Source organism: Pseudomonas helvetica (genome assembly GCF_039908645.1).
Taxonomy (GTDB): domain Bacteria; phylum Pseudomonadota; class Gammaproteobacteria; order Pseudomonadales; family Pseudomonadaceae; genus Aquipseudomonas; species Aquipseudomonas helvetica.
Genome location: NZ_CP150917.1, coordinates 1,805,587 through 1,826,951, shown reverse-complemented (window position 1 = coordinate 1,826,951; position 21,365 = coordinate 1,805,587). Strand labels below are relative to the sequence as shown.

Here is a 21,365-nt window from a genome sequence, read left to right as displayed (position 1 = left end):
TTTGCCTGGCAGCCCGGGAGGCAAATGTTTGCCCCCCCGGGTAGCTCCAGTCTGTCAGGTCTTCAGCGTATGGTCAGCATCCCCGAACCAGGCACGCACAAGATCGGTGCCGGCCGTGCCAGCGTTGGCAAGGACCGCCACATCAGTGAAATGCGCACCATTGGCTGCACCATCGGTATCCACCTTCACGGTGATGTCGCTGCCGGACTTCGCCAGTTGGACGAAGTCTGACACCTGGCTGCTGCCGCTAACGAAGTTGGCCTTGAGCAGCGCGGAGAGGTCGAGCGTGTCACCTTCCGCGAAGTTGTAGTCGAGGATGGTGTCGCCGCCGTCGTTCGGGCTGAGGTAGGCGAATACATCGGCTCCTGCGCCACCGCTGAGTATGTCCTCCCCGCCACGTCCCGCGAGAATGTCGTTGCCGTCGCCGCCACTGACCACGTCCGCGAGCATGCTGCCCACCAGTGTACCGCTGGATACGCCGTGGTAATCGACCAGGGTGCCGGCTGCGCCGCCGTCGGTGACATGGAAGTCGGCCGCCGAGTAGTGCCCCAGCAGGTTCATTTCGGCCCGATGCACGCCGTCGTCCACCGTCAGCAGGCCGCCGGAGCCAAGGGCATTGGCGCTGTAGCCGAGCTGGGTGTTGGCGCCGAAGGCAATATCGCCGAACATCAGCGAGTCATTGCTTTCGAGTCCGAGAATGCCGACCAGCGAGCCGGCATCCGCGGCGTGCTCCACGATCAGCGTACCCGCACCTTCTCCGTGGAAGGCGACTGACGCGTGGGCGCCGCCGCCGAAGATCAAGCTGGCGTCGCCATCGATTGTGGCACTGCCGTTGCCGGTTACGTCTGCCAGCAGGCGCAGGTCGCCGCCATTGGCCCACAGGTGACCGGAGTTATCGACTGCGCTGGTCACCGTCATGCCCCCCGTGCCCGTGGATTCCAGCACGCCGCTGTTGACTATGGTGTGGGAGCCGGTGTCGAGCACCAGGCTGTTCAGCCCGTCGGCCTGGATCAGCCCCTCATTGACCAGCACCATTTGCCCTGCGCCGAGTTGGCCGGCACCGGAGATGTGGTTGTCGACGTTGGTCAGCACGGTGTCGGCGCTGCCACCGAAAATCACGTTGTGCGCGCTGTCGGATAGCAGCACATGTCCGCCGCCGGTCAAGGTCGCGCCACGGAAGAGGATTTCCAGGTCGGTTTCAGTGCCGGTGGAGCCGAGCTCGATGGTGCCGCTGTTATGGATGCTGCCACCAAACGGCATGATCGCCCCGTTGGCAATGCTGATGGTGCCGGTATTGGTGGTGAGCGGATCCACATCGAACTGGAAGTTCGCTTCGCTCAAGCCCGCCGCATCGACACCTTTCAGGGTTACCGTCTGGCCGGACCCCATGCTGATCAACGCATTGCCGTTTGCGTCATGAGCGATGCTCAAGTCAGCAAAGCCGGTAACGCCCGTGAAGCCGATCAAGTCGATTTTGTCCGCTGCCGTATCGAAGCTGTGGATGACGTTGTTGCCAACCGGCTGAGCGAACACGAACAGGTCAGCACCGCTGGAGGCAGTGAGGTTGTCGTCCGCTGACAAGGCGAAGATCGGCGAGCCGGGGGCGTAGGCTTCGACGTTGTCGGAAACGATATGAGTGCTTGTACTGCCGTCCGCATTGGTCCATCCGTAAGTTACTGTGAGTTCCATCGCACCGGCATAGGTGGATGGCGTCATGACCGTCAGTGCGGAGGGGTCGCTGGTCTGTATCGTCCAACTACCGTCACCGTTTCTGGTTCCGGCACTCAGTACCCAATTTATCGGAACCCCGCTCACCTTGTAGGTAATGACCTCAGAGGTGTCGGGCGTGGGATCGGTCAGTGCCAGGTTGATAGCCTCGCCGGCTACGCCAGCCGGAGCTGCCACATGGATTGTGACTGTGTGCAAGAGACTATTTGCAGCTCCATCGTTGGTCACCACGTTCACGATTCGGTCGGTAACGTTGTGGCTTCCGGTCTTGGTGTCGGTGTACTGAACGCCTTTGAGGATAGTCTGGTAGGTGGCCTGGCTAGCCGAGCCAGTGATCGTCAGTGTATAGATCCCATTGTTTGCGCCACTGGCAACACCGGTCACCGTCAACCCCGTAGCGGCGGTCGATGCTGACGCGTTCAGAGAGAGCATTTCCCTGACGTTCGAATTGTTGCTGTCCATAGCGTTCGTCAACGTGACAGTCATTGACGACAGGTTCGGCGAGTCGACGTCGGTGACCGTCGCCAACGGCGCAATCAATAACTGCGAGGTGCCTGTTGGATAGTTCGCCGTTGCGTCATTGCCCGCGCTGCCACCATTCAAGTCCACTATCGGCGCGTCATTGGTTGCCGCCACAGTGACGGTCGTCGTTGCGACGTTGCTCGCGTGGTTAGCAGCAGAGCCGTCATCCACTTGGAAGCTAATCGTGCGCGGTGCCGTCGACGGGTTGTCGCTGGTGTCGGAGTAGGTCACCGAACGTAGCGCGGCTTGATAGTTCGCCACCGACGACGTCCCGCTTAGTGTCAGCACGCCAGTGCTTGCGTTGTAGCTGCCGCTGATGCCGTTCTGGTTGGTGAACCCGAGTACGTCCTGACCCGAGGCAAAGTTGCTGGTGATCGATACCGTAGCGCCCGTTAGGTTGCTACTGTCGACATCGGTGACCGTCAGCACCGAGTTGATCGCCGTCGCTGCCTGGTTCTCTGTGTACGACAGAGAACCACCTGCCGTCATTACCGGAGCATCGTTGGTACCGGTGATGGTCACGTCCACCGTGGAACTCGAGAGTGCCCCGTACTGGTCCTGCATCTGGTAACTGAGTGTCACGTGTTCGACCACCCCTTGCGCCAGGTGGTCGAAGTCAGTTCCGGGGTTGAACAGCAGCTGGTTGCCGACCACGCTGGCCGTACCCTTGTTTGCCGGCGCACTGGCCGAGTTCAGCGTGAACAGGTGGCCGTCATCGACATCGGTGTCGTTGGCCAGCACGTTGATGGTCAGGGTCTGGTTTTCCGTACCGGCAGCGACATCGGCCACTGCTACCGGACCGTCGTTGGTGCCGGTGATGGTCACGTCCACCGTGGAGCTCGAGAGCGCGCCGTGTTCATCCTGCATCTGGTAAGTGAGCGTCACGTGCTCGACCGCACCCTGCGCCAGATGGTCGAAATCACTTCCCGGGGTGAACACCAGCTGGTTGTCGACCACGCTGGCCGTGCCTTTGTTTGCCGGCGCGCTGGCCGAGTTCAGCGTGAACGCGTGGCCGTCATCGACATCGGTGTCGTTGGCCAGCACGTTGATGGTCAGGGTCTGGTTTTCCGTGCCGGCGGCCGTATCGGCCACCGCCACCGGTGCGTCGTTGGTGCCGGTGATGGTCACGTCCACCGTGGAGCTTGAGAGCGCTCCGTACTGGTCCTGCATCTGGTAAGTGAGCGTCACGTGCTCGACCGCACCCTGCGCCAGGTGGTCGAAATCAGCCCCCGGGTTGAACAGCAGCTGGTTGCCGACCACGCTGGCCGAGCCTTTGTTTGCCGGCGCGCTGGCCGAGTTCAGCGTGAACGCGTGACCGTCGTCGACATCGGTGTCGTTGGCCAGCACGTTGATGCTCAGGGTCTGGTTTTCCGTACCGGCGGCCGTATCGGCCACTGCCACCGGCGCGTCGTTGGTGCCGGTGATGGTCACGTCCACCGTGGAACTCGAGAGCGCGCCGTGTTCATCCTGCATCTGGTAATTGAGCGTCACGTGCTCGACCGCACCCTGCGCCAGATGGTCGAAATCACTTCCCGGGGTGAACACCAGCTGGTTGTCGACCACGCTGGCTGTACCCTTGTTTGCCGGCGCGCTGGCCGAGTTCAGCGTGAACAGGTGGCCGTCATCGACATCGGTGTCGTTGGCCAGCACGTTGATGCTCAGGGTCTGGTTTTCCGTGCCGGCGGCCGTATCGGCCACCGCCACCGGCGCGTCGTTGGTGCCGGTGATGGTCACGTCCACCGTGGAGCTCGAGAGCGCCCCGTACTGGTCCTGCATCTGGTAACTGAGTGTCACGTGTTCGACCACGCCTTGCGCCAGGTGGTCGAAGTCAGTTCCGGGGGTGAACAGCAGCTGGTTGCCGACCACGCTGGCCGTGCCTTTGTTTGCCGGCGCGCTGGCCGAGTTCAGCGTGAACAGGTGGCCGTCATCGACATCGGTGTCGTTGGCCAGCACGTTGATGCTCAGGGTCTGGTTTTCCGTACCGGCGGCCGTATCGGCCACTGCTACCGGCGCGTCGTTGGTGCCGGTGATGGTCACGTCCACCGTGGAACTCGAGAGCGCCCCGTACTGATCCTGCATCTGGTAAGTGAGCGTCACGTGCTCGACCACCCCTTGCGCCAGATGATCGAAGTCGCTCCCCGGATTGAACACCAGCTGGTTGCCGACCACGCTGGCACTGCCTTTGTTTGCCGGCGCGCTGGCCGAGTTCAGCGTGAACAGGTGGCCGTCGTCAGCGTCGGTGTCGTTGGCCAGCACGTTGATGGTCAGGGTCTGGTTTTCCGTGCCGGCGGCCGTATCGGCCACCGCCACCGGCGCGTCGTTGGTGCCGGTGATCGTGACGTCCACCGTGGAACTCGAGAGCGCGCCGTGTTCATCCTGCATCTGGTAAGTGAGCGTCACGTGCTCGACCACGCCCTGTGCCAGATGATCGAAGTCGCTCCCCGGATTGAACACCAGCTGGTTGCCGACCACGCTGGCCGTGCCCTTGCTTGCCGGCGCACTGGCCGAGTTCAGCGTGAACGCGTGACCGTCGTCGACGTCGGTGTCGTTGGCCAGCACGTCGATGCTCAGGGTCTGGTTTTCCGTACCGGCGGCCGTATCGGCCACCGCCACCGGTGCGTCGTTGGTGCCGGTGATGGTCACGTCTACCGTGGAGCTCGAGAGCGCGCCGTGTTCGTCCTGCATCTGGTAACTGAGCGTCACGTGCTCGACCACCCCTTGCGCCAGGTGGTCGAAGTCGCTTCCCGGATTGAACTGCAACTGGTTGCCGACCACGCTGGCACTGCCCTGGCCGATTGGCGCACTGGCGCTGACCAAGGTGAACGCGTGACCGTCGTCGACATCGGTGTCGTTGGCCAACACGTCGATGCTCAGGGTCTGGTTTTCCGTACCGGCGGCGACATCGGCCACCGCTACCGGCGCGTCGTTGGTGCCGGTGATGGTCACGTCTACGCTGCTGGTCGAGATTGCACCGTGCTCGTCGGTCATGGTGTAGCTGAGCGTGACGCTGGCCGTGGCGCCCTGCGCCAAATGATCAAAATCGCTTCCCGGATTGAACTGCAACTGGTTGCCAACCACGCTGGCACTGCCTTGGCCGATTGGCGCACTGGCGCTGACCAAGGTGAATGCGTGGCCGTCGTCGACATCGGTGTCGTTGGCCAGCACGTCGATGGTCAGGGTCTGGTTTTCCGTACCGGCAGCGACATCGGCCACTGCTACCGGACCGTCGTTGGTGCCGGTGATGGTCACGTCCACCGTGGAGCTCGAGAGCGCGCCGTGTTCATCCTGCATCTGGTAAGTGAGCGTCACGTGCTCGACCGCACCCTGCGCCAGATGGTCGAAATCACTTCCCGGGGTGAACACCAGCTGGTTGTCGACCACGCTGGCCGTGCCTTTGTTTGCCGGCGCGCTGGCCGAGTTCAGCGTGAACGCGTGGCCGTCATCGACATCGGTGTCGTTGGCCAGCACGTTGATGGTCAGGGTCTGGTTTTCCGTGCCGGCGGCCGTATCGGCCACCGCCACCGGTGCGTCGTTGGTGCCGGTGATGGTCACGTCCACCGTGGAGCTTGAGAGCGCTCCGTACTGGTCCTGCATCTGGTAAGTGAGCGTCACGTGCTCGACCGCACCCTGCGCCAGGTGGTCGAAATCAGCCCCCGGGTTGAACAGCAGCTGGTTGCCGACCACGCTGGCCGAGCCTTTGTTTGCCGGCGCGCTGGCCGAGTTCAGCGTGAACGCGTGACCGTCGTCGACATCGGTGTCGTTGGCCAGCACGTTGATGCTCAGGGTCTGGTTTTCCGTACCGGCGGCCGTATCGGCCACTGCCACCGGCGCGTCGTTGGTGCCGGTGATGGTCACATCTACGCTGCTGGTCGAGATCGCGCCATGCTCGTCGGTCATGGTGTAGCTGAGTGTGACACTGGCCGTGGCGCCTTGCGCCAGATGATCGAAGTCAGTCCCCGGATTGAACTGCAACTGGTTGCCCGCGACGCTGGCACTGCCCTGGTTTGCCGGTGCACTGGCGCTGACCAAGGTGAATGCGTGACCGTCGTCGACATCGGTGTCGTTGGCCAGCACGTCAATGGTCAGGGTCTGGTTTTCCGTACCGGCGGCCGTATCGGCCACCGCCACCGGTGCGTCGTTGGTGCCGGTGATCGTCACGTCCACCGTGGAGCTTGAGAGCGCTCCGTACTGGTCCTGCATCTGGTAAGTGAGCGTCACGTGCTCGACCACCCCTTGCGCCAGGTGGTCGAAGTCAGACCCCGGATTGAACTGCAACTGGTTGCCCGTGACGCTGGCACTGCCTTGGCCGATTGGCGCACTGGCGCTGACCAAGGTGAATGCATGGCCGTCGTCGACATCGGTGTCGTTGCCCAGCACGTCAATGCTCAGGGTCTGGTTTTCCGTGCCGGCGGCCGTATCGGCCACCGCCACCGGCGCGTCGTTGGTGCCGGTGATGGTCACATCTACGCTGCTGGTCGAGATCGCGCCATGCTCGTCGGTCATGGTGTAGCTGAGCGTGACACTGGCCGTGGCGCCTTGCGCCAGATGATCAAAATCGCTTCCGGGGGTGAACAACAACTGGTTGCCGACCACGCTGGCACTGCCTTGGCCGATTGGCGCGCTGGCGCTGACCAAGGTGAATGCATGGCCGTCGTCGACGTCGGTGTCATTGGCCAGCACGTCGACCGTCAGGGGTTGGTTTTCCGTACCGGCGGCCGTATCGGCCACCGCCACCGGCGCGTCGTTGGTGCCGGTGATGGTCACGTCCACCGTGGAACTCGAGAGTGCCCCGTGTTCATCCTGCATCTGGTAAGTGAGCATCACGTGCTCGACCACGCCCTGCGCCAGGTGATCAAAATCACTTCCCGGATTGAACTGCAACTGGTTGCCCGCGACGCTGGCACTGCCTTGGCCGATTGGCGCACTGGCGCTGACCAAGGTGAATGCATGACCGTCGTCGACGTCGGTGTCATTGGCCAGCACGTCAATGGTCAGGGTCTGGTTTTCCGTACCGGCGGCGACATCGGCCACCGCTACCGGCGCGTCGTTGGTGCCGGTGATGGTCACGTCCACCGTGGAGCTCGAGAGCGCGCCGTGTTCATCCTGCATCTGGTAAGTGAGCGTCACGTGCTCGACCACGCCCTGCGCCAGATGGTCGAAATCACTTCCCGGGTTGAACAGCAGCTGGTTGCCGACCACGCTGGCCGTACCCTTGTTTGCCGGCGCACTGGCCGAGTTCAGCGTGAACAGGTGGCCGTCGTCGACATCGGTGTCGTTGGCCAGCACGTTGATGGTCAGGGTCTGGTTTTCCGTGCCAGCGGCCGTATCGGCCACTGCCACCGGCGCGTCGTTGGTGCCGGTGATCGTCACGTCCACCGTGGAGCTCGAGAGCGCGCCGTATTCGTCCTGCATCTGGTAAGTGAGCGTCACGTGCTCGACCACGCCCTGCGCCAGGTGATCAAAATCACTTCCCGGATTGAACTGCAACTGGTTGCCCGTGACGCTGGCACTGCCTTGGCCGATCGGCGCACTGGCGCTGACCAAGGTGAATGCGTGGCCGTCGTCGACATCGGTGTCGTTGGCCAGCACGTTGATGGTCAGCGTCTGGTTTTCCGTGCCAGCGGCCGTATCGGCCACTGCCACCGGCGCGTCGTTGGTGCCGGTGATCGTCACGTCCACCGTGGAGCTCGAGAGCGCGCCGTATTCGTCCTGCATCTGATAACTGAACGTCACGTGCTCGACCACCCCTTGTGCCAGGTGATCAAAATCGCTTCCCGGGGTGAACAGCAGCTGGTTGTCGACCACGCTGGCACTGCCCTTGTTTGCCGGCGCGCTGGCCGAGTTCAGCGTGAACGCGTGACCGTCGTCGACATCGGTGTCATTGGCCAGCACGTCGATGCTCAGTGTCTGGTTTTCCGTGCCGGCAGCCGTATCGGCCACCGCCACCGGTGCGTCGTTGGTGCCGGTGATGGTCACATCCACCGTGGAACTCGAGAGCGCACCGTGTTCGTCCTGCATCTGATAACTGAGCGTCACGTGCTCGACCACGCCCTGTGCCAGATGATCGAAGTCGCTCCCCGGATTGAACACCAGCTGGTTGCCGACCACGCTGGCCGTGCCCTTGCTTGCTGGCGCACTGGCCGAGTTCAGCGTGAACGCGTGACCGTCGTCGACGTCGGTGTCGTTGGCCAGCACGTCGATGCTCAGGGTCTGGTTTTCCGTACCGGCGGCCGTATCGGCCACTGCCACCGGCGCGTCGTTGGTGCCGGTGATGGTCACATCTACGCTGCTGGTCGAGATCGCGCCATGCTCGTCGGTCATGGTGTAGCTGAGTGTGACACTGGCCGTGGCGCCTTGCGCCAGATGATCGAAGTCAGTCCCCGGATTGAACTGCAACTGGTTGCCCGCGACGCTGGCACTGCCCTGGTTTGCCGGTGCACTGGCGCTGACCAAGGTGAATGCATGTCCGTCGTCGACGTCGGTGTCGTTGGCCAGCACGTCAATGGTCAGGGTCTGGTTTTCCGTACCGGCGGCCGTATCGGCCACCGCCACCGGTGCGTCGTTGGTGCCGGTGATCGTCACGTCCACCGTGGAGCTTGAGAGCGCTCCGTACTGGTCCTGCATCTGGTAAGTGAGCGTCACGTGCTCGACCACCCCTTGTGCCAGGTGATCAAAATCACTTCCCGGATTGAACTGCAACTGGTTGCCCGTGACGCTGGCACTGCCTTGACCAATTGGCGCACTGGCGCTGACCAAGGTGAATGCATGGCCGTCGTCGACGTCGGTGTCGTTGGCCAACACGTCGATGCTCAGGGTCTGGTTTTCCGTACCGGCGGCGACATCGGCCACCGCTACCGGCGCGTCGTTGGTACCGGTGATGGTCACGTCTACGCTGCTGGTCGAGATTGCACCGTGCTCGTCGGTCATGGTGTAGCTGAGCGTGACGCTGGCCGTGGCGCCCTGCGCCAAATGATCAAAATCGCTTCCCGGATTGAACTGCAACTGGTTGCCGACCACGCTGGCACTGCCTTGGCCGATTGGCGCACTGGCGCTGACCAAGGTGAACGCGTGACCGTCGTCGACATCGGTGTCATTGGCCAGCACGTCGATGCTCAGGGTCTGGTTTTCCGTACCGGCGGCCGTATCGGCCACCGCCACCGGCGCGTCATTGGTGCCGGTGATCGTCACGTCCACCGTGGAACTCGAGAGTGCCCCGTACTGGTCCTGCATCTGGTAACTGAGTGTCACGTGTTCGACCACACCCTGCGCCAGGTGGTCGAAATCAGCCCCCGGGTTGAACTGCAACTGGTTGCCGACCACGCTGGCCGTGCCCTTGTTTGCCGGCGCGCTGGCCGAGTTCAGCGTGAACGCGTGACCGTCGTCGACATCGGTGTCGTTGGCCAGCACGTTGATGCTCAGGGTCTGGTTTTCCGTACCGGCGGCCGTATCGGCCACCGCCACCGGCGCGTCGTTGGTGCCGGTGATCGTCACGTCCACCGTGGAACTCGAGAGCGCGCCGTGTTCATCCTGCATCTGGTAACTGAGCGTCACATGCTCGACCACCCCTTGCGCCAGATGATCGAAGTCGCTCCCCGGATTGAACACCAGCTGGTTGCCGACCACGCTGGCCGTGCCCTTGCTTGCCGGCGCACTGGCCGAGTTCAGCGTGAACAGGTGGCCGTCATCGACATCGGTGTCGTTGGCCAGCACGTCGATGCTCAGGGTCTGGTTTTCCGTACCGGCGGCGACATCGGCCACCGCTACCGGCGCGTCATTGGTGCCGGTGATGGTCACGTCCACCGTGGAACTCGAGAGCGCGCCGTGTTCATCCTGCATCTGGTAATTGAGCGTCACGTGCTCGACCACCCCTTGCGCCAGGTGGTCGAAGTCAGTTCCTGGGGTGAACAGCAGCTGGTTGCCGACCACGCTGGCCGTGCCTTTGTTTGCCGGCGCGCTGGCCGAGTTCAGCGTGAACAGGTGACCGTCGTCGACATCGGTATCGTTGCCCAGCACGTTGATGCTCAGGGTCTGGTTTTCCGTACCGGCGGCCGTATCGGCCACCGCCACCGGTGCGTCGTTGGTGCCGGTGATCGTCACGTCCACCGTGGAGCTTGAGAGCGCTCCGTACTGGTCCTGCATCTGGTAAGTGAGCGTCACGTGCTCGACCACCCCTTGTGCCAGGTGATCAAAATCACTTCCCGGATTGAACTGCAACTGGTTGCCCGTGACGCTGGCACTGCCTTGACCAATTGGCGCACTGGCGCTGACCAAGGTGAATGCATGGCCGTCGTCGACGTCGGTGTCGTTGGCCAACACGTCGATGCTCAGGGTCTGGTTTTCCGTACCGGCGGCGACATCGGCCACCGCTACCGGCGCGTCGTTGGTACCGGTGATCGTCACATCCACCGTGGAACTCGAGAGCGCCCCGTACTGGTCCTGCATCTGGTAAGTGAGCGTCACGTGTTCGACCACCCCTTGCGCCAGGTGGTCGAAGTCAGTTCCGGGGTTGAACAGCAGCTGGTTGCCGACCACGCTGGCCGTGCCCTTGTTTGCCGGCGCGCTGGCCGAGTTCAGTGTGAACAGGTGGCCGTCGTCGACATCGGTGTCGTTGGCCAGCACGTTGATGGTCAGGGTCTGGTTTTCCGTACCGGCAGCGACATCGGCCACTGCTACCGGACCGTCGTTGGTGCCGGTGATGGTCACGTCCACCGTAGAACTCGAGAGCGCCCCGTACTGATCCAGCATCTGGTAAGTGAGCGTCACGTGCTCGACCACCCCTTGTGCCAGGTGATCAAAATCACTTCCCGGATTGAACTGCAACTGGTTGCCCGTGACGCTGGCACTGCCTTGACCAATTGGCGCACTGGCGCTGACCAAGGTGAATGCATGGCCGTCGTCGACGTCGGTGTCGTTGGCCAGCACGTTGATGCTCAGGGTCTGGTTTTCCGTACCGGCGGCCGTATCGGCCACCGCTACCGGCGCGTCGTTGGTGCCGGTGATCGTCACGTCCACCGTGGAGCTTGAGAGCGCTCCGTACTGGTCCTGCATCTGGTAAGTGAGCGTCACGTGCTCGACCACGCCCTGCGCCAGATGGTCGAAATCACTTCCCGGGGTGAACACCAGCTGGTTGTCGACCACGCTGGCTGTACCCTTGTTTGCCGGCGCGCTGGCCGAGTTCAGCGTGAACAGGTGGCCGTCGTCGACGTCGGTGTCGTTGGCCAGCACGTCGATGCTCAGGGTCTGGTTTTCCGTACCGGCGGCCGTATCGGCCACCGCTACCGGCGCGTCGTTGGTGCCGGTGATCGTCACGTCCACCGTGGAGCTTGAGAGCGCTCCGTACTGGTCCTGCATCTGGTAAGTGAGCGTCACGTGCTCGACCACGCCCTGCGCCAGATGGTCGAAATCACTTCCCGGGGTGAACACCAGCTGGTTGTCGACCACGCTGGCTGTACCCTTGTTTGCCGGCGCGCTGGCCGAGTTCAGCGTGAACAGGTGGCCGTCGTCGACATCGGTGTCGTTGCCCAGCACATCGATGGTCAGGGTCTGGTTTTCCGTACCGGCGGCCGTATCGGCCACTGCCACCGGCGCGTCGTTGGTGCCGGTGATGGTTACATCTACGCTGCTGGTCGAGATCGCGCCATGCTCGTCGGTCATGGTGTAGCTGAGTGTGACACTGGCCGTGGCGCCTTGCGCCAGATGATCAAAATCGCTTCCGGGGGTGAACAACAACTGGTTGCCGACCACGCTGGCACTGCCTTGGCCGATTGGCGCGCTGGCGCTGACCAAGGTGAATGCATGACCATCGTCGACGTCGGTGTCATTGCCCAGCACGTCGATGCTCAGGGTCTGGTTCTCCGTGCCGGCGGCCGTATCGGCCACCGCCACCGGTGCGTCGTTGGTGCCGGTGATGGTCACGTCCACCGTGGAACTCGAGAGTGCCCCGTACTGGTCCTGCATCTGGTAACTGAGCGTCACGTGTTCGACCACACCCTGCGCCAGGTGGTCGAAATCAGCCCCCGGGGTGAACAACAACTGGTTGCCGACCACGCTGGCCGTGCCCTTGTTTGCCGGCGCGCTGGCCGAGTTCAGCGTGAACAGGTGGCCGTCGTCAGCGTCGGTGTCGTTGGCCAGCACGTTGATGGTCAGGGTCTGGTTCTCCGTGCCGGCGAACGTATCGGCCACCGCCACCGGTGCGTCGTTGGTGCCGGTGATGGTCACGTCCACCGTGGAACTCGAGAGCGCCCCGTACTGGTCCTGCATCTGGTAAGTGAGCGTCACGTGTTCGACCACACCCTGCGCCAGGTGGTCGAAATCAGCCCCCGGGTTGAACTGCAACTGGTTGCCGACCACGCTGGCCGTGCCCTTGTTTGCCGGCGCGCTGGCCGAGTTCAGCGTGAACAGGTGGCCGTCGTCAGCGTCGGTGTCGTTGGCCAGCACGTTGATGGTCAGGGTCTGGTTCTCCGTGCCGGCGGCCGTATCGGCCACCGCCACCGGTGCGTCGTTGGTGCCGGTGATGGTCACGTCCACCGTGGAACTCGAGAGTGCCCCGTACTGGTCCTGCATCTGGTAACTGAGCGTCACGTGTTCGACCACACCCTGCGCCAGGTGGTCGAAATCAGCCCCCGGGTTGAACACCAGCTGGTTGCCGACCACGCTGGCACTGCCTTTGTTTGCCGGCGCGCTGGCCGAGTTCAACGTGAACAGGTGGCCGTCGTCAACATCGGTGTCGTTGGCCAGCACGTTGATGCTCAGGGTCTGGTTTTCCGTACCGGCGGCCGTATCGGCCACCGCTACCGGCGCGTCGTTGGTGCCGGTGATCGTCACGTCCACTGTGGAGCTCGAGAGCGCCCCGTGTTCATCCTGCATCTGGTAAGTGAGCGTCACGTGCTCGACCACGCCTTGCGCCAGATGATCGAAGTCAGTTCCGGGGGTGAACACCAGCTGGTTGCCGACCACGCTGGCACTGCCTTTGTTTGCCGGCGCGCTGGCCGAGTTCAACGTGAACAGGTGGCCGTCGTCAACATCGGTGTCGTTGGTCAGCACGTTGATGCTCAGGGTCTGGTTTTCCGTACCAGCGGCGACATCGGCCACCGCCACCGGCGCGTCGTTGGTGCCGGTGATGGTCACGTCCACCGTGGAACTCGAGAGCGCGCCGTGTTCGTCCTGCATCTGGTAAGTGAGCGTCACGTGCTCGACCACGCCCTGCGCCAGATGATCAAAGTCGGCTCCCGGATTGAATACGAGCTGGTTGCCGACCACGCTGGCCGTGCCCTTGTTTGCCGGCGCGCTGGCCGAGTTCAGCGTGAACAGGTGACCGTCGTCGACATCGGTATCGTTGGTCAGCACGTTGATGCTCAGGGTCTGGCTTTCCATGCCGGCGGCGACATCGGCCACCGCTACCGGACCGTCGTTGGTGCCGGTGATCAACCATGACATCGACCCGGGAGTCGTGGCGATGCCGTCGGTAACGCCAAAGCTCACCGTCACCGTCATCGGCTCGCCTGCTGCGAGGTGTTGGTAGGCCGCGTTCGTCGGGTCAAGCGTGAAAGAATGCGTTATCGCGTCATAGCTCACGCCGGCTGGTAGGGAAGCCGGGAGGTTAACGACAGAAAGTGTAGTGCCATGATCGACGTCTGAGGTGTGTGCTAGCGCGTTCAACGTGACAGCATGCCCGTCCTCATCGGCATTACCGGTTACTGTGCCAGTCACCACCGGAGCGTCATTGCGCCCCGCAAACTGCACGGTCGCAGTGGCCCAACTGAGCGTGCCGTTGCCGAGACGAATCGCATAGGTAAAGCTGTCCGTCAGGGACTCGCCGACAGCAAGCGCCTGGAGTTGTACCTTGAAAGCATCCGACAAAGTAGCGGCATCGTAGCCGACCCTGCCATCCTGGGTGATCCAGATCTTGGCACCCTGGCGACTGTGGTCACCACTGAGCGGATCAAGCGCCTCAATTCTGCTCGTGTCTTGGGTCAGGAGGTCGGCGGGGGCATAGATCTTGGTCGCAGTGGAAGCGCTGAGCGCGTCATCAAGCGACCAGAGCGTTTTCGCGTTGCCGCCCAGATCATTGGACATGACGTCCAGATACACGACCCCCTGCAGATCTTCAGTGATGGTCGCGCTGCCCGTGCCAATAACACCAGTAGTGAAGATGTCATCCGTCGCCTGCGGGGTGTTGGAAAACGAAGTAACGGTTCCGCCGCTGGTAGTGGTGGTAGCCATGTCTTACTCCCGAGAATGCCAGTTCTTTAAAAATCGCTACGGACTGCTAACAGCCACAAAACGGACTCTTCTTTGCTGGAGCAAACCGGCGCAGTGTTCTGTCCATTCACGATGTCGTCATCCGATGTCTGTGAGGCGATGGGGACGAAGTCCCGTTTTTGTACCGCTCAGGTTGTTCGGGAGCGGTACGAGACGGTCGCCAGACATCGTCGGCCAGCTGGGCAGCCGACTGCCGGGCCTGACTGGATGGGCGCTGCCGGCAGAGGGGCGCCGGTATCGCGAAGGTGGAGAAGCTCGCCGCGCTTGAGGAACGCGCAAGACAGGTTGGGCGAACGTGGGACCAAGCCTGGGACTGCGCTGCGCATGGCACGCAATAAACCGAGAGCACCCATGTGGAAGGGACTCCTGAAATAATGGCTGGGTGGGGGGCCGTGCCTTGGGATATCACTGCGTCAAGGAGACGGTCTTTCCTGATATCAGGTTGATATTTGTCTAGCTGTCGGGTCAGACCTTGTAAAGGCGCTACCCGAAGGGAAAGGTGAAAAGCGCCAATATTCCGACAAGCGGACACTTAAGTGTCGATATTTTGGCGGTCTATTTTTGGCAAAAAAAGGGCCGAGAGGGCCATGGTCACTCAACACTGGCGCGGCTCAAATGAGCTGAAACCCAAATGGGGTGTGGGCTGGCTGAGTCTGTATCGACGCAGGTTCTTCTGCCTGTTCGCACTGCAGTTACCTGGCTCAGCGCAAACTGCGCTCCGTTGCCATCTTCTCGCCCCACATGGCCCTCGCAGGCTGGTTGTTTCTGCCGGGGTAAAACGGAATGAAATCAACTTCTCGTCAGGACACCCCCTCCTGCGTAAGCAGCGTCAAGATTTCTCGAGAAGAGTGTCAAAAAAAATGCCATTCAAGAAAACGCGCCGTTCCATCCCCTCCACCACTTCCCCGCCCTATGTTGAAAAAGTGATTGAGCGCTCCTTCAGACCGCCAAAGTTCTCTAAAGCTTATAAACCAAGGGTCTTCGGTTTGAACGATGTACTGGATTTAGCAGAGCGCATTAGCTTTTTTTGACATAGGCCTTATGAGAAATTCCTCTTGGTTTCTCTCCAAGATGTTCTTAGCTCTCTGTTACAAGCCTGAAACAGCTTGACCTATAAATCTCGCCAATTATTTGGCGACTGATAAGCACCATCAGGATCAGGGACTATGGCCGTTTCGAACCCCTCTGCTGCGCGATTTTATTGGCCACGGCTTGTTCACATCAGACCCAGGCCATGCCACTGAGCGAAGCGATTCAAAGCACACTGGACAACCACCCGGGTACGTACGGCCTACCAGGACCCGTTCGGCCTTGGCCAACGGACCCTGCTCGACCTGCTGGACAGTGAAAACGAGCTGTACAACGCCAATCGCCGCTACACCGAAGTGCGTTACAGCAAGGAGTTCTCCATGTACCGAGTGTTGGCGAACATGGGTGAATTATTGACCAGGGAAAAAGTCGTGGTGCCGGCGGAAGCGATCGCCCAGACCGAAGTGAAGAGCGAAGCCCGTTTGCCTGAAATGAGATAGCTCACTGGAGAGATCGATTTGACCAGCATGGAACCCGGCAACAATGGCGCTGATCCACGTCTGAGCTTTGATGATCCGCTGTTGGATGGTTTGTTGATCCTCTGCAAGCTGCACGACTGCACCGTCAGCCGGGCCAGCCTCAGTGCCGGGCTGCCACTGGCCAGGCAACGCATGAGCCTGGAGCTGCTGCCCCGTGCAGCGGCGCGGGCCAGTTTGCAGGCGCGATTGCTGCGGCGTGAACTGGCGTCGATATCAACGCTCAACCTGCCGGTGATGCTGATCCTCAAGAATGGCCGCTGCGCGGTCTTGCGGCGCTGGGGCGACGATGGCAAGGCGCTGATTCTGCCTAGCGAGGCCGAGGGCGGTGAACAATGGGTCAGCCGTGAAGAACTGGCCGAGGAATACAGTGGCCAGGCGTTATTCGCCCGGCCACGGCATGAGCTCGAAGACTTGCGCTCACCGCTGGTGCCGCGCGTCGAGGCCTGGTTTCGCGACACCTTGAAGCTGTCGCGCTGGCTCTACAGCGATGCAATTCTGGCGAGTCTCCTGATTAACCTGCTGGGGCTGATGGTTCCGCTGTTTGTAATGCAGACCTACGACCGGGTGGTGCCGAACCAGGCCACCTCGACCTTGTGGGTGCTGGCTATTGGGCTGTTGATCGGTACCGGTTTTGAACTGGTGCTGCGGATCGTACGCGCGCATTTGCTGGACACCGCCGGGAAAACAACCGACGTGATCCTTTCCGCGACTTTGTTCGAACGTATCACCGGCATGTCGATGAAAGCGCGACCGGCAACCATTGGCGGTTTTGCCCAAAGCATCCACGACTTCCAGGGGCTGCGCGAGTTTCTCACCGCCGTGACCCTGACCAGCCTGATCGACCTGCCGTTTACGGTGCTGATGCTGGTGGTGATCGGCCTGCTCGGTGGCTGGCTGGTGGTCATCCCATTGCTGGCGTTCCCGATCACTATCCTCTTCGCGATGATGGTCCAGATCCGCCTGCGCGACACGGTCCGCAAGAGTCTGGCGCTTGGCGCCGAACGCCAGGCACTGCTGATCGAAACCCTCGGCAGCCTGGAAACCCTCAAGGCCTGTAGTGCCGAAAGCGAACGCCAGCACAAATGGGAAAGCACCCACGGCGCCCTCACCCGCCTCGACAGCCATGCCCGCCACCTGTCGGCGCTGGTCACCAACGGCACACAGTTCATCCAGCAGTTCTCCGGCATGGCGACCATCGTCGCCGGCGTCTACAGCATCATCGCCAGTAACCTCAGCGTCGGCGCCCTGGTGGCGACCTACATGCTCGGCAGCCGCGTCCTCGCACCGTTGGGGCAAATCGCCGGGCTGATCACCCGCTACCAACAAGCCCAACTGACCATGCGCAGCACCGATACGCTGATGTCCCTGCCACAAGAACGCGATGCCAAACAGCGGCCACTTGAGCGCACGCAGCTGCTGGGTGCACTGGACGTCAGCGGCGTAACCTTCCACTACAACGGGCAAAACTCCCCGGCGCTTTCCAACGTCAGCTTCAGTGTAAAACCCGGCGAACGGATCGGTGTCATCGGCCGCAGCGGCTCGGGAAAAAGCACCCTGACGCGGTTGGTGATGGGTTTCTATGCACCGGAAGAAGGCCAACTGCTGCTCGATGGTCTGGACCTGAGGCAACTGGACGTCGCCGACCTGCGCCAGCAAATCGGTTATGTCGCCCACGACCTTCCGCTACTGGCCGGGAGCCTGCGGGACAACCTGACCCTCGGCGCCCGCTATATCAGCGACTCGCGGATGCTCGAAGTGGCCGAACTGACCGGTGTCACCGACCTCGCCCGCCAGCACCCGCAAGGCTTTGATCGGCCTGTTGGTGAGCGCGGCCAGTTGCTGTCCGGCGGCCAGCGTCAGGCGGTGCTGCTGGCCCGAGCATTATTGCTCGACCCGCCGATCATGTTGCTCGACGAACCCACCAGCGCCATGGACAACAGCAGCGAAGAAGTTCTGCGCCAACGCCTGCATAAGTGGGTTCAGGGTAAAACCTTGCTGCTGGTCACCCACCGTACCTCGATGCTCAGCCTGGTGGACCGTCTGGTAGTGCTGGACAACGGCCGGATCGTCGCCGACGGTCCGAAAGAAGCGGTCATCGATGCACTGCGCAAGGGCCGTGTCGGCTCTGTGGCTGTCTAGGAGTCGCCTATGTCTGCGTCACAAGGTTCACGCGGCTATTTCAATAGCTTCAGCAAAAGCGCAGAAAGCGAATTCATGCCCGACATCTACGCAGCATCGCTGCAGGATTCGCCGCGCTGGTCACGGATGACCGTATGGATCGCCGCGGCGCTGATCATCACTGCTCTGGTCTGGGCCAAATTCGCCGTGCTGCAAGAAGTCACCATGGGTGAGGGCAAGGCCATACCGTCCAGCAAGGTTCAGGTGATCCAGAACCTGGAGGGCGGTATCGTCACCGAGATATTCGTGCGGGAAGGGCAAATCGTGAACAAGGGCGATACCCTGCTGCGCCTTGATGACACACGGTTTCTGTCTAACAAGGGCGAGAGTGAGGCGGATCGCCTTGCTTTGATCGCAAAGGTCGAGCGGCTGTCTGCCGAAGCCGAGGGTCGGCCTTTCAAGCTTTCTGACGAGGTCATCGCAAACGCCCCGCAAGTGGCTGAAGACGAGCGCGCGCTGTTTGAACAACGGCAACGTCGCCTGGCCAGCGAGCAACGCACACTGACGGAGCAACTTCGACAAAAAACCCAGGAATTGGCAGAGTTTCGTTCCAAGCAGGGCCAGTTCAGTTCCAGTCTGGGTTTGCTGCAACAGGAAATGAACATGTCGGCACCGCTGGTGGGAACCGGCGCGGTGTCACCAGTGGAAATGCTTCGTCTCAAACGCAGCGCTGTGGAAATCCGTGGTTCGCTGGACGCCACCACCCTGGCGATTCCCCGGGCCGAATCGGCGATCAACGAGATCAAAAGCAAGATCGATGAATCAGTGCAAGGCTTTCGCTCGGACGCCGCCAAGGAGCTCAACGAGAAACGCACCGACCTGTCGAAAATCACCGCGTCGAGCATTGCCATCGATGACCAGGTCACCCGCACCACGGTGGTGTCGCCGGTGCACGGGGTGATCAAGCAACTGAAGGTCAACACCATCGGTGGCGTGGTTCAGCCGGGCAGCGACATAGTGGAAATCGTGCCGCTGGAAGACAACCTGCTGATCGAGGCCAAGGTCCGCCCGCAAGACGTGGCGTTCCTGCATCCTGGCCAGAAAGCCATGGTCAAGTTCAGCGCCTACGACTACACGATCTATGGCGGCCTGAGCGCCAAACTCGAACTGCTCGGGGCCGACACCATCACCGACGACAAGGGCAACAGCTTCTACCTGATTCAGGTACGCACCGACAAAAACCACTTGGGCGGCGACGTTAAGCCGCTGCTGATCATCCCGGGGATGGTCGCTACGGTGGACCTCATCACCGGCGAGAAAAGCGTGCTGGATTACTTGCTCAAACCGGTGCTCAAGGCCCGCACCGAAGCGATGCGCGAGAGGTAGGTTTTTTTACCGGGATCGGCTTTGATTGGTCCATTGCCATCGCGAGCAAGCTCGCGATGGGGGCGACTTGGTAGACCTGCTGATTATGAATCAGCCCCACCATGATTTTTCTGGTACGTCTCCTCCCCCATCGCCGCAATCTGCCCTTCGATCAGCGCTTCAAACGGTCGCAATAGCGGCTCGAAGGTCGTCGGTGCCTCAAGCACCTGCAACGCCTGCACGATCGCCTCCACCGTCGACAACGCTCCCGGCCCCGGAGCCTTGCGCAAGCGATAGCGCGAGACCGCGCCTTCGGCCAGCGTCACTCGGGGCAACGCTGCCAGCAATGGATTGAGGTGCAGCATCTTGCGCGCTTTGCGCCAGGTGCCGTCCGGCACCACCAGCAGCAACGGTTGATCATCAGGCGTATAGGCCTGCAACGGTTGCGCATCGTCAGCCGGGAACAACAAGCGGGCCCGGTAACCCGGTTGATTCAGCAGACGCGGTAAATCCTCGAACACTTCGCCGACGATCAGCTCGGCATTGTTCAGCCCCAACGCCGCCAGCCGCGCGGTGTTCAGCGCATGGTTCACCTCGCTTGGATGCTGCAACAGCAGCACCCGGGTGCGGCTGTCGAGGCTCGGAATCAACGGGCACAGGCAGTGAGTTTGCGGGCGCAGGCAACGGGCGCATTGGATTCTGGACATACGATTTCCCCATCAGACCTGATTGAGCTGCGCTTTGAGCAAGTCGCGGAAGGTCTGGATCAATGGCTCGCGACTGCGCCCACGACGCACGATCATCGAAAACGGGGCCTGGTAGCCGAAAGTGGCCGGCAGCAGCACGCGCAAATCGCCCTTGTCGGCCCAGGCTTGAGCGTAGTGCTCCGGCAGGTAGCCGATGTAGGCGCCGGACAACACCAGAATCAGCTGTGCTTCCATACTCTCCACAGTCGCCGCGCTGTGCTTGAAGCCGTGGCGGGCCAATTCGGCCTGGCTCCAGTAACCGCGACCGACCATGCGCTGCTGGGTGATGACTTGTTCGGGAATGCGCCGCTCGTTGAACAAGGGATGACGATTGCTGCAATACAGCCAATGTTGTTCACGGTACAGCGGCATGTAGACCAGCCCGCTCATGCGCGTGGAGAACGCACCGATGGCCAGATCGAGTCGGTTGTCCTGCACGCCGAGTTGCAGTTCGTAAGGGCTCATCACCGACAGGTGCAAATGCACCGCCGGGTGCTCCTGGCTGTAGGCACCAATGGCTTCGGCGAACGGCAAGGCCTTGTCGCTGACGGTCGAGTCGATCACCCCGAGGTTGAGCGTGCCGCGCAACTCGCCCTTGAGCGCCGCGGCGTATTGCTCGAAACCTTCCAGCTCACCGAACAGGCGCAAGGTTTCCTGATGGAACAGCTCGCCCTTGCTGGTCAGGCTGAAACCGCCACGCCCACGATGACAGAGCACCAAACCCAACGCCGCTTCGAGCTGGCTCATGTAGGTGCTGATGGCCGATGTCGAGAGGTTGAGCTCTTGCTGCGCGTTGGCAAACCCCTGATGACGCACCACGCTGACGAAGATGCGCAACAGTTTCAGGTCGGGTAAAGCGTTGGCCATGGGGGGATCTCCAAACACGATCAGTGTGAAGTCTATCGCTGCCGGGGCCATTAGTTTAGAAAAACCTGAACTAAGTATTTGCCGGTAGCGATTCTTCTCCCGCAGCGTATTTCGCAGAATCCGTCCAACAGGTGCCCGTGCGATCCCTTTGCGCGGTGCAACCCCATAAATAAAACAATGATGATGAGGC

6 protein-coding genes and 1 pseudogene are annotated in these 21,365 nt (G+C 61.7%); 4 read left to right on the top strand and 3 right to left on the bottom strand.

Features of this window, described 5'->3' with window-relative positions; genetic code table 11:
- Nucleotides 1-54 precede the first annotated feature (54 nt).
- Nucleotides 55-14,472 carry an Ig-like domain-containing protein gene (locus tag AABM55_RS08230; protein ID WP_347929295.1) on the bottom strand — a complete coding sequence of 4,806 codons (14,418 nt, stop codon included), beginning with the start codon at nucleotides 14,470-14,472 and terminating at the stop codon, nucleotides 55-57.
- 626 nt (nucleotides 14,473-15,098) lie between these two features.
- Here AABM55_RS08230 and AABM55_RS08225 point away from each other — a divergent pair.
- The 4 genes and pseudogenes from AABM55_RS08225 (at nucleotide 15,099) to AABM55_RS08210 (ending at nucleotide 19,583) form a co-directional block, all read left to right on the top strand.
- Nucleotides 15,099-15,542: a hypothetical protein gene (locus tag AABM55_RS08225; RefSeq protein WP_347929294.1), complete on the top strand. Its 444-nt coding sequence runs from the start codon at nucleotides 15,099-15,101 to the stop codon at nucleotides 15,540-15,542.
- A 237-nt stretch (nucleotides 15,543-15,779) separates the two neighbouring features.
- Nucleotides 15,780-16,040: pseudogene (locus AABM55_RS08220) on the top strand (channel protein TolC); the annotation flags it as partial.
- Nucleotides 16,041-16,058: 18 nt separating this feature from the next.
- Nucleotides 16,059-18,218 (top strand): type I secretion system permease/ATPase, encoded by a 2,160-nt coding sequence (locus AABM55_RS08215; RefSeq protein ID WP_347929293.1) that lies wholly within the window; start codon nucleotides 16,059-16,061, stop codon nucleotides 18,216-18,218.
- A gap of 9 nt (nucleotides 18,219-18,227) precedes the next feature.
- Nucleotides 18,228-19,583 (top strand): HlyD family type I secretion periplasmic adaptor subunit, encoded by a 1,356-nt coding sequence (locus AABM55_RS08210; protein WP_347929292.1) that lies wholly within the window; start codon nucleotides 18,228-18,230, stop codon nucleotides 19,581-19,583.
- A gap of 83 nt (nucleotides 19,584-19,666) precedes the next feature.
- Here the strand turns inward: AABM55_RS08210 and AABM55_RS08205 are convergent, their stop codons facing one another.
- Both AABM55_RS08205 and AABM55_RS08200 read right to left on the bottom strand, forming a co-directional pair.
- The gene (locus AABM55_RS08205; protein ID WP_347929291.1) at nucleotides 19,667-20,269 is read right to left on the bottom strand and encodes a DTW domain-containing protein; all 603 of its coding nucleotides are present in this window, start codon (nucleotides 20,267-20,269) and stop codon (nucleotides 19,667-19,669) included.
- A gap of 12 nt (nucleotides 20,270-20,281) precedes the next feature.
- Nucleotides 20,282-21,175, bottom strand: a complete 894-nt coding sequence (locus AABM55_RS08200) for a LysR family transcriptional regulator (protein WP_054596237.1) — start codon at nucleotides 21,173-21,175, stop codon at nucleotides 20,282-20,284.
- Nucleotides 21,176-21,365: the final 190 nt, after the last annotated feature.

Coding starts and splice junctions, on each gene's coding strand:
- AABM55_RS08200 (WP_054596237.1), bottom strand. CDS start 21,175: ATGGCCAACGCTTTACCCGACCTGAAACTGTTGCGCATCTTCGTCAGC.
- AABM55_RS08230 (WP_347929295.1), bottom strand. CDS start 14,472: ATGGCTACCACCACTACCAGCGGCGGAACCGTTACTTCGTTTTCCAAC.
- AABM55_RS08225 (WP_347929294.1), top strand. CDS start 15,099: ATGGTCACTCAACACTGGCGCGGCTCAAATGAGCTGAAACCCAAATGG.
- AABM55_RS08210 (WP_347929292.1), top strand. CDS start 18,228: ATGTCTGCGTCACAAGGTTCACGCGGCTATTTCAATAGCTTCAGCAAA.
- AABM55_RS08205 (WP_347929291.1), bottom strand. CDS start 20,269: ATGTCCAGAATCCAATGCGCCCGTTGCCTGCGCCCGCAAACTCACTGC.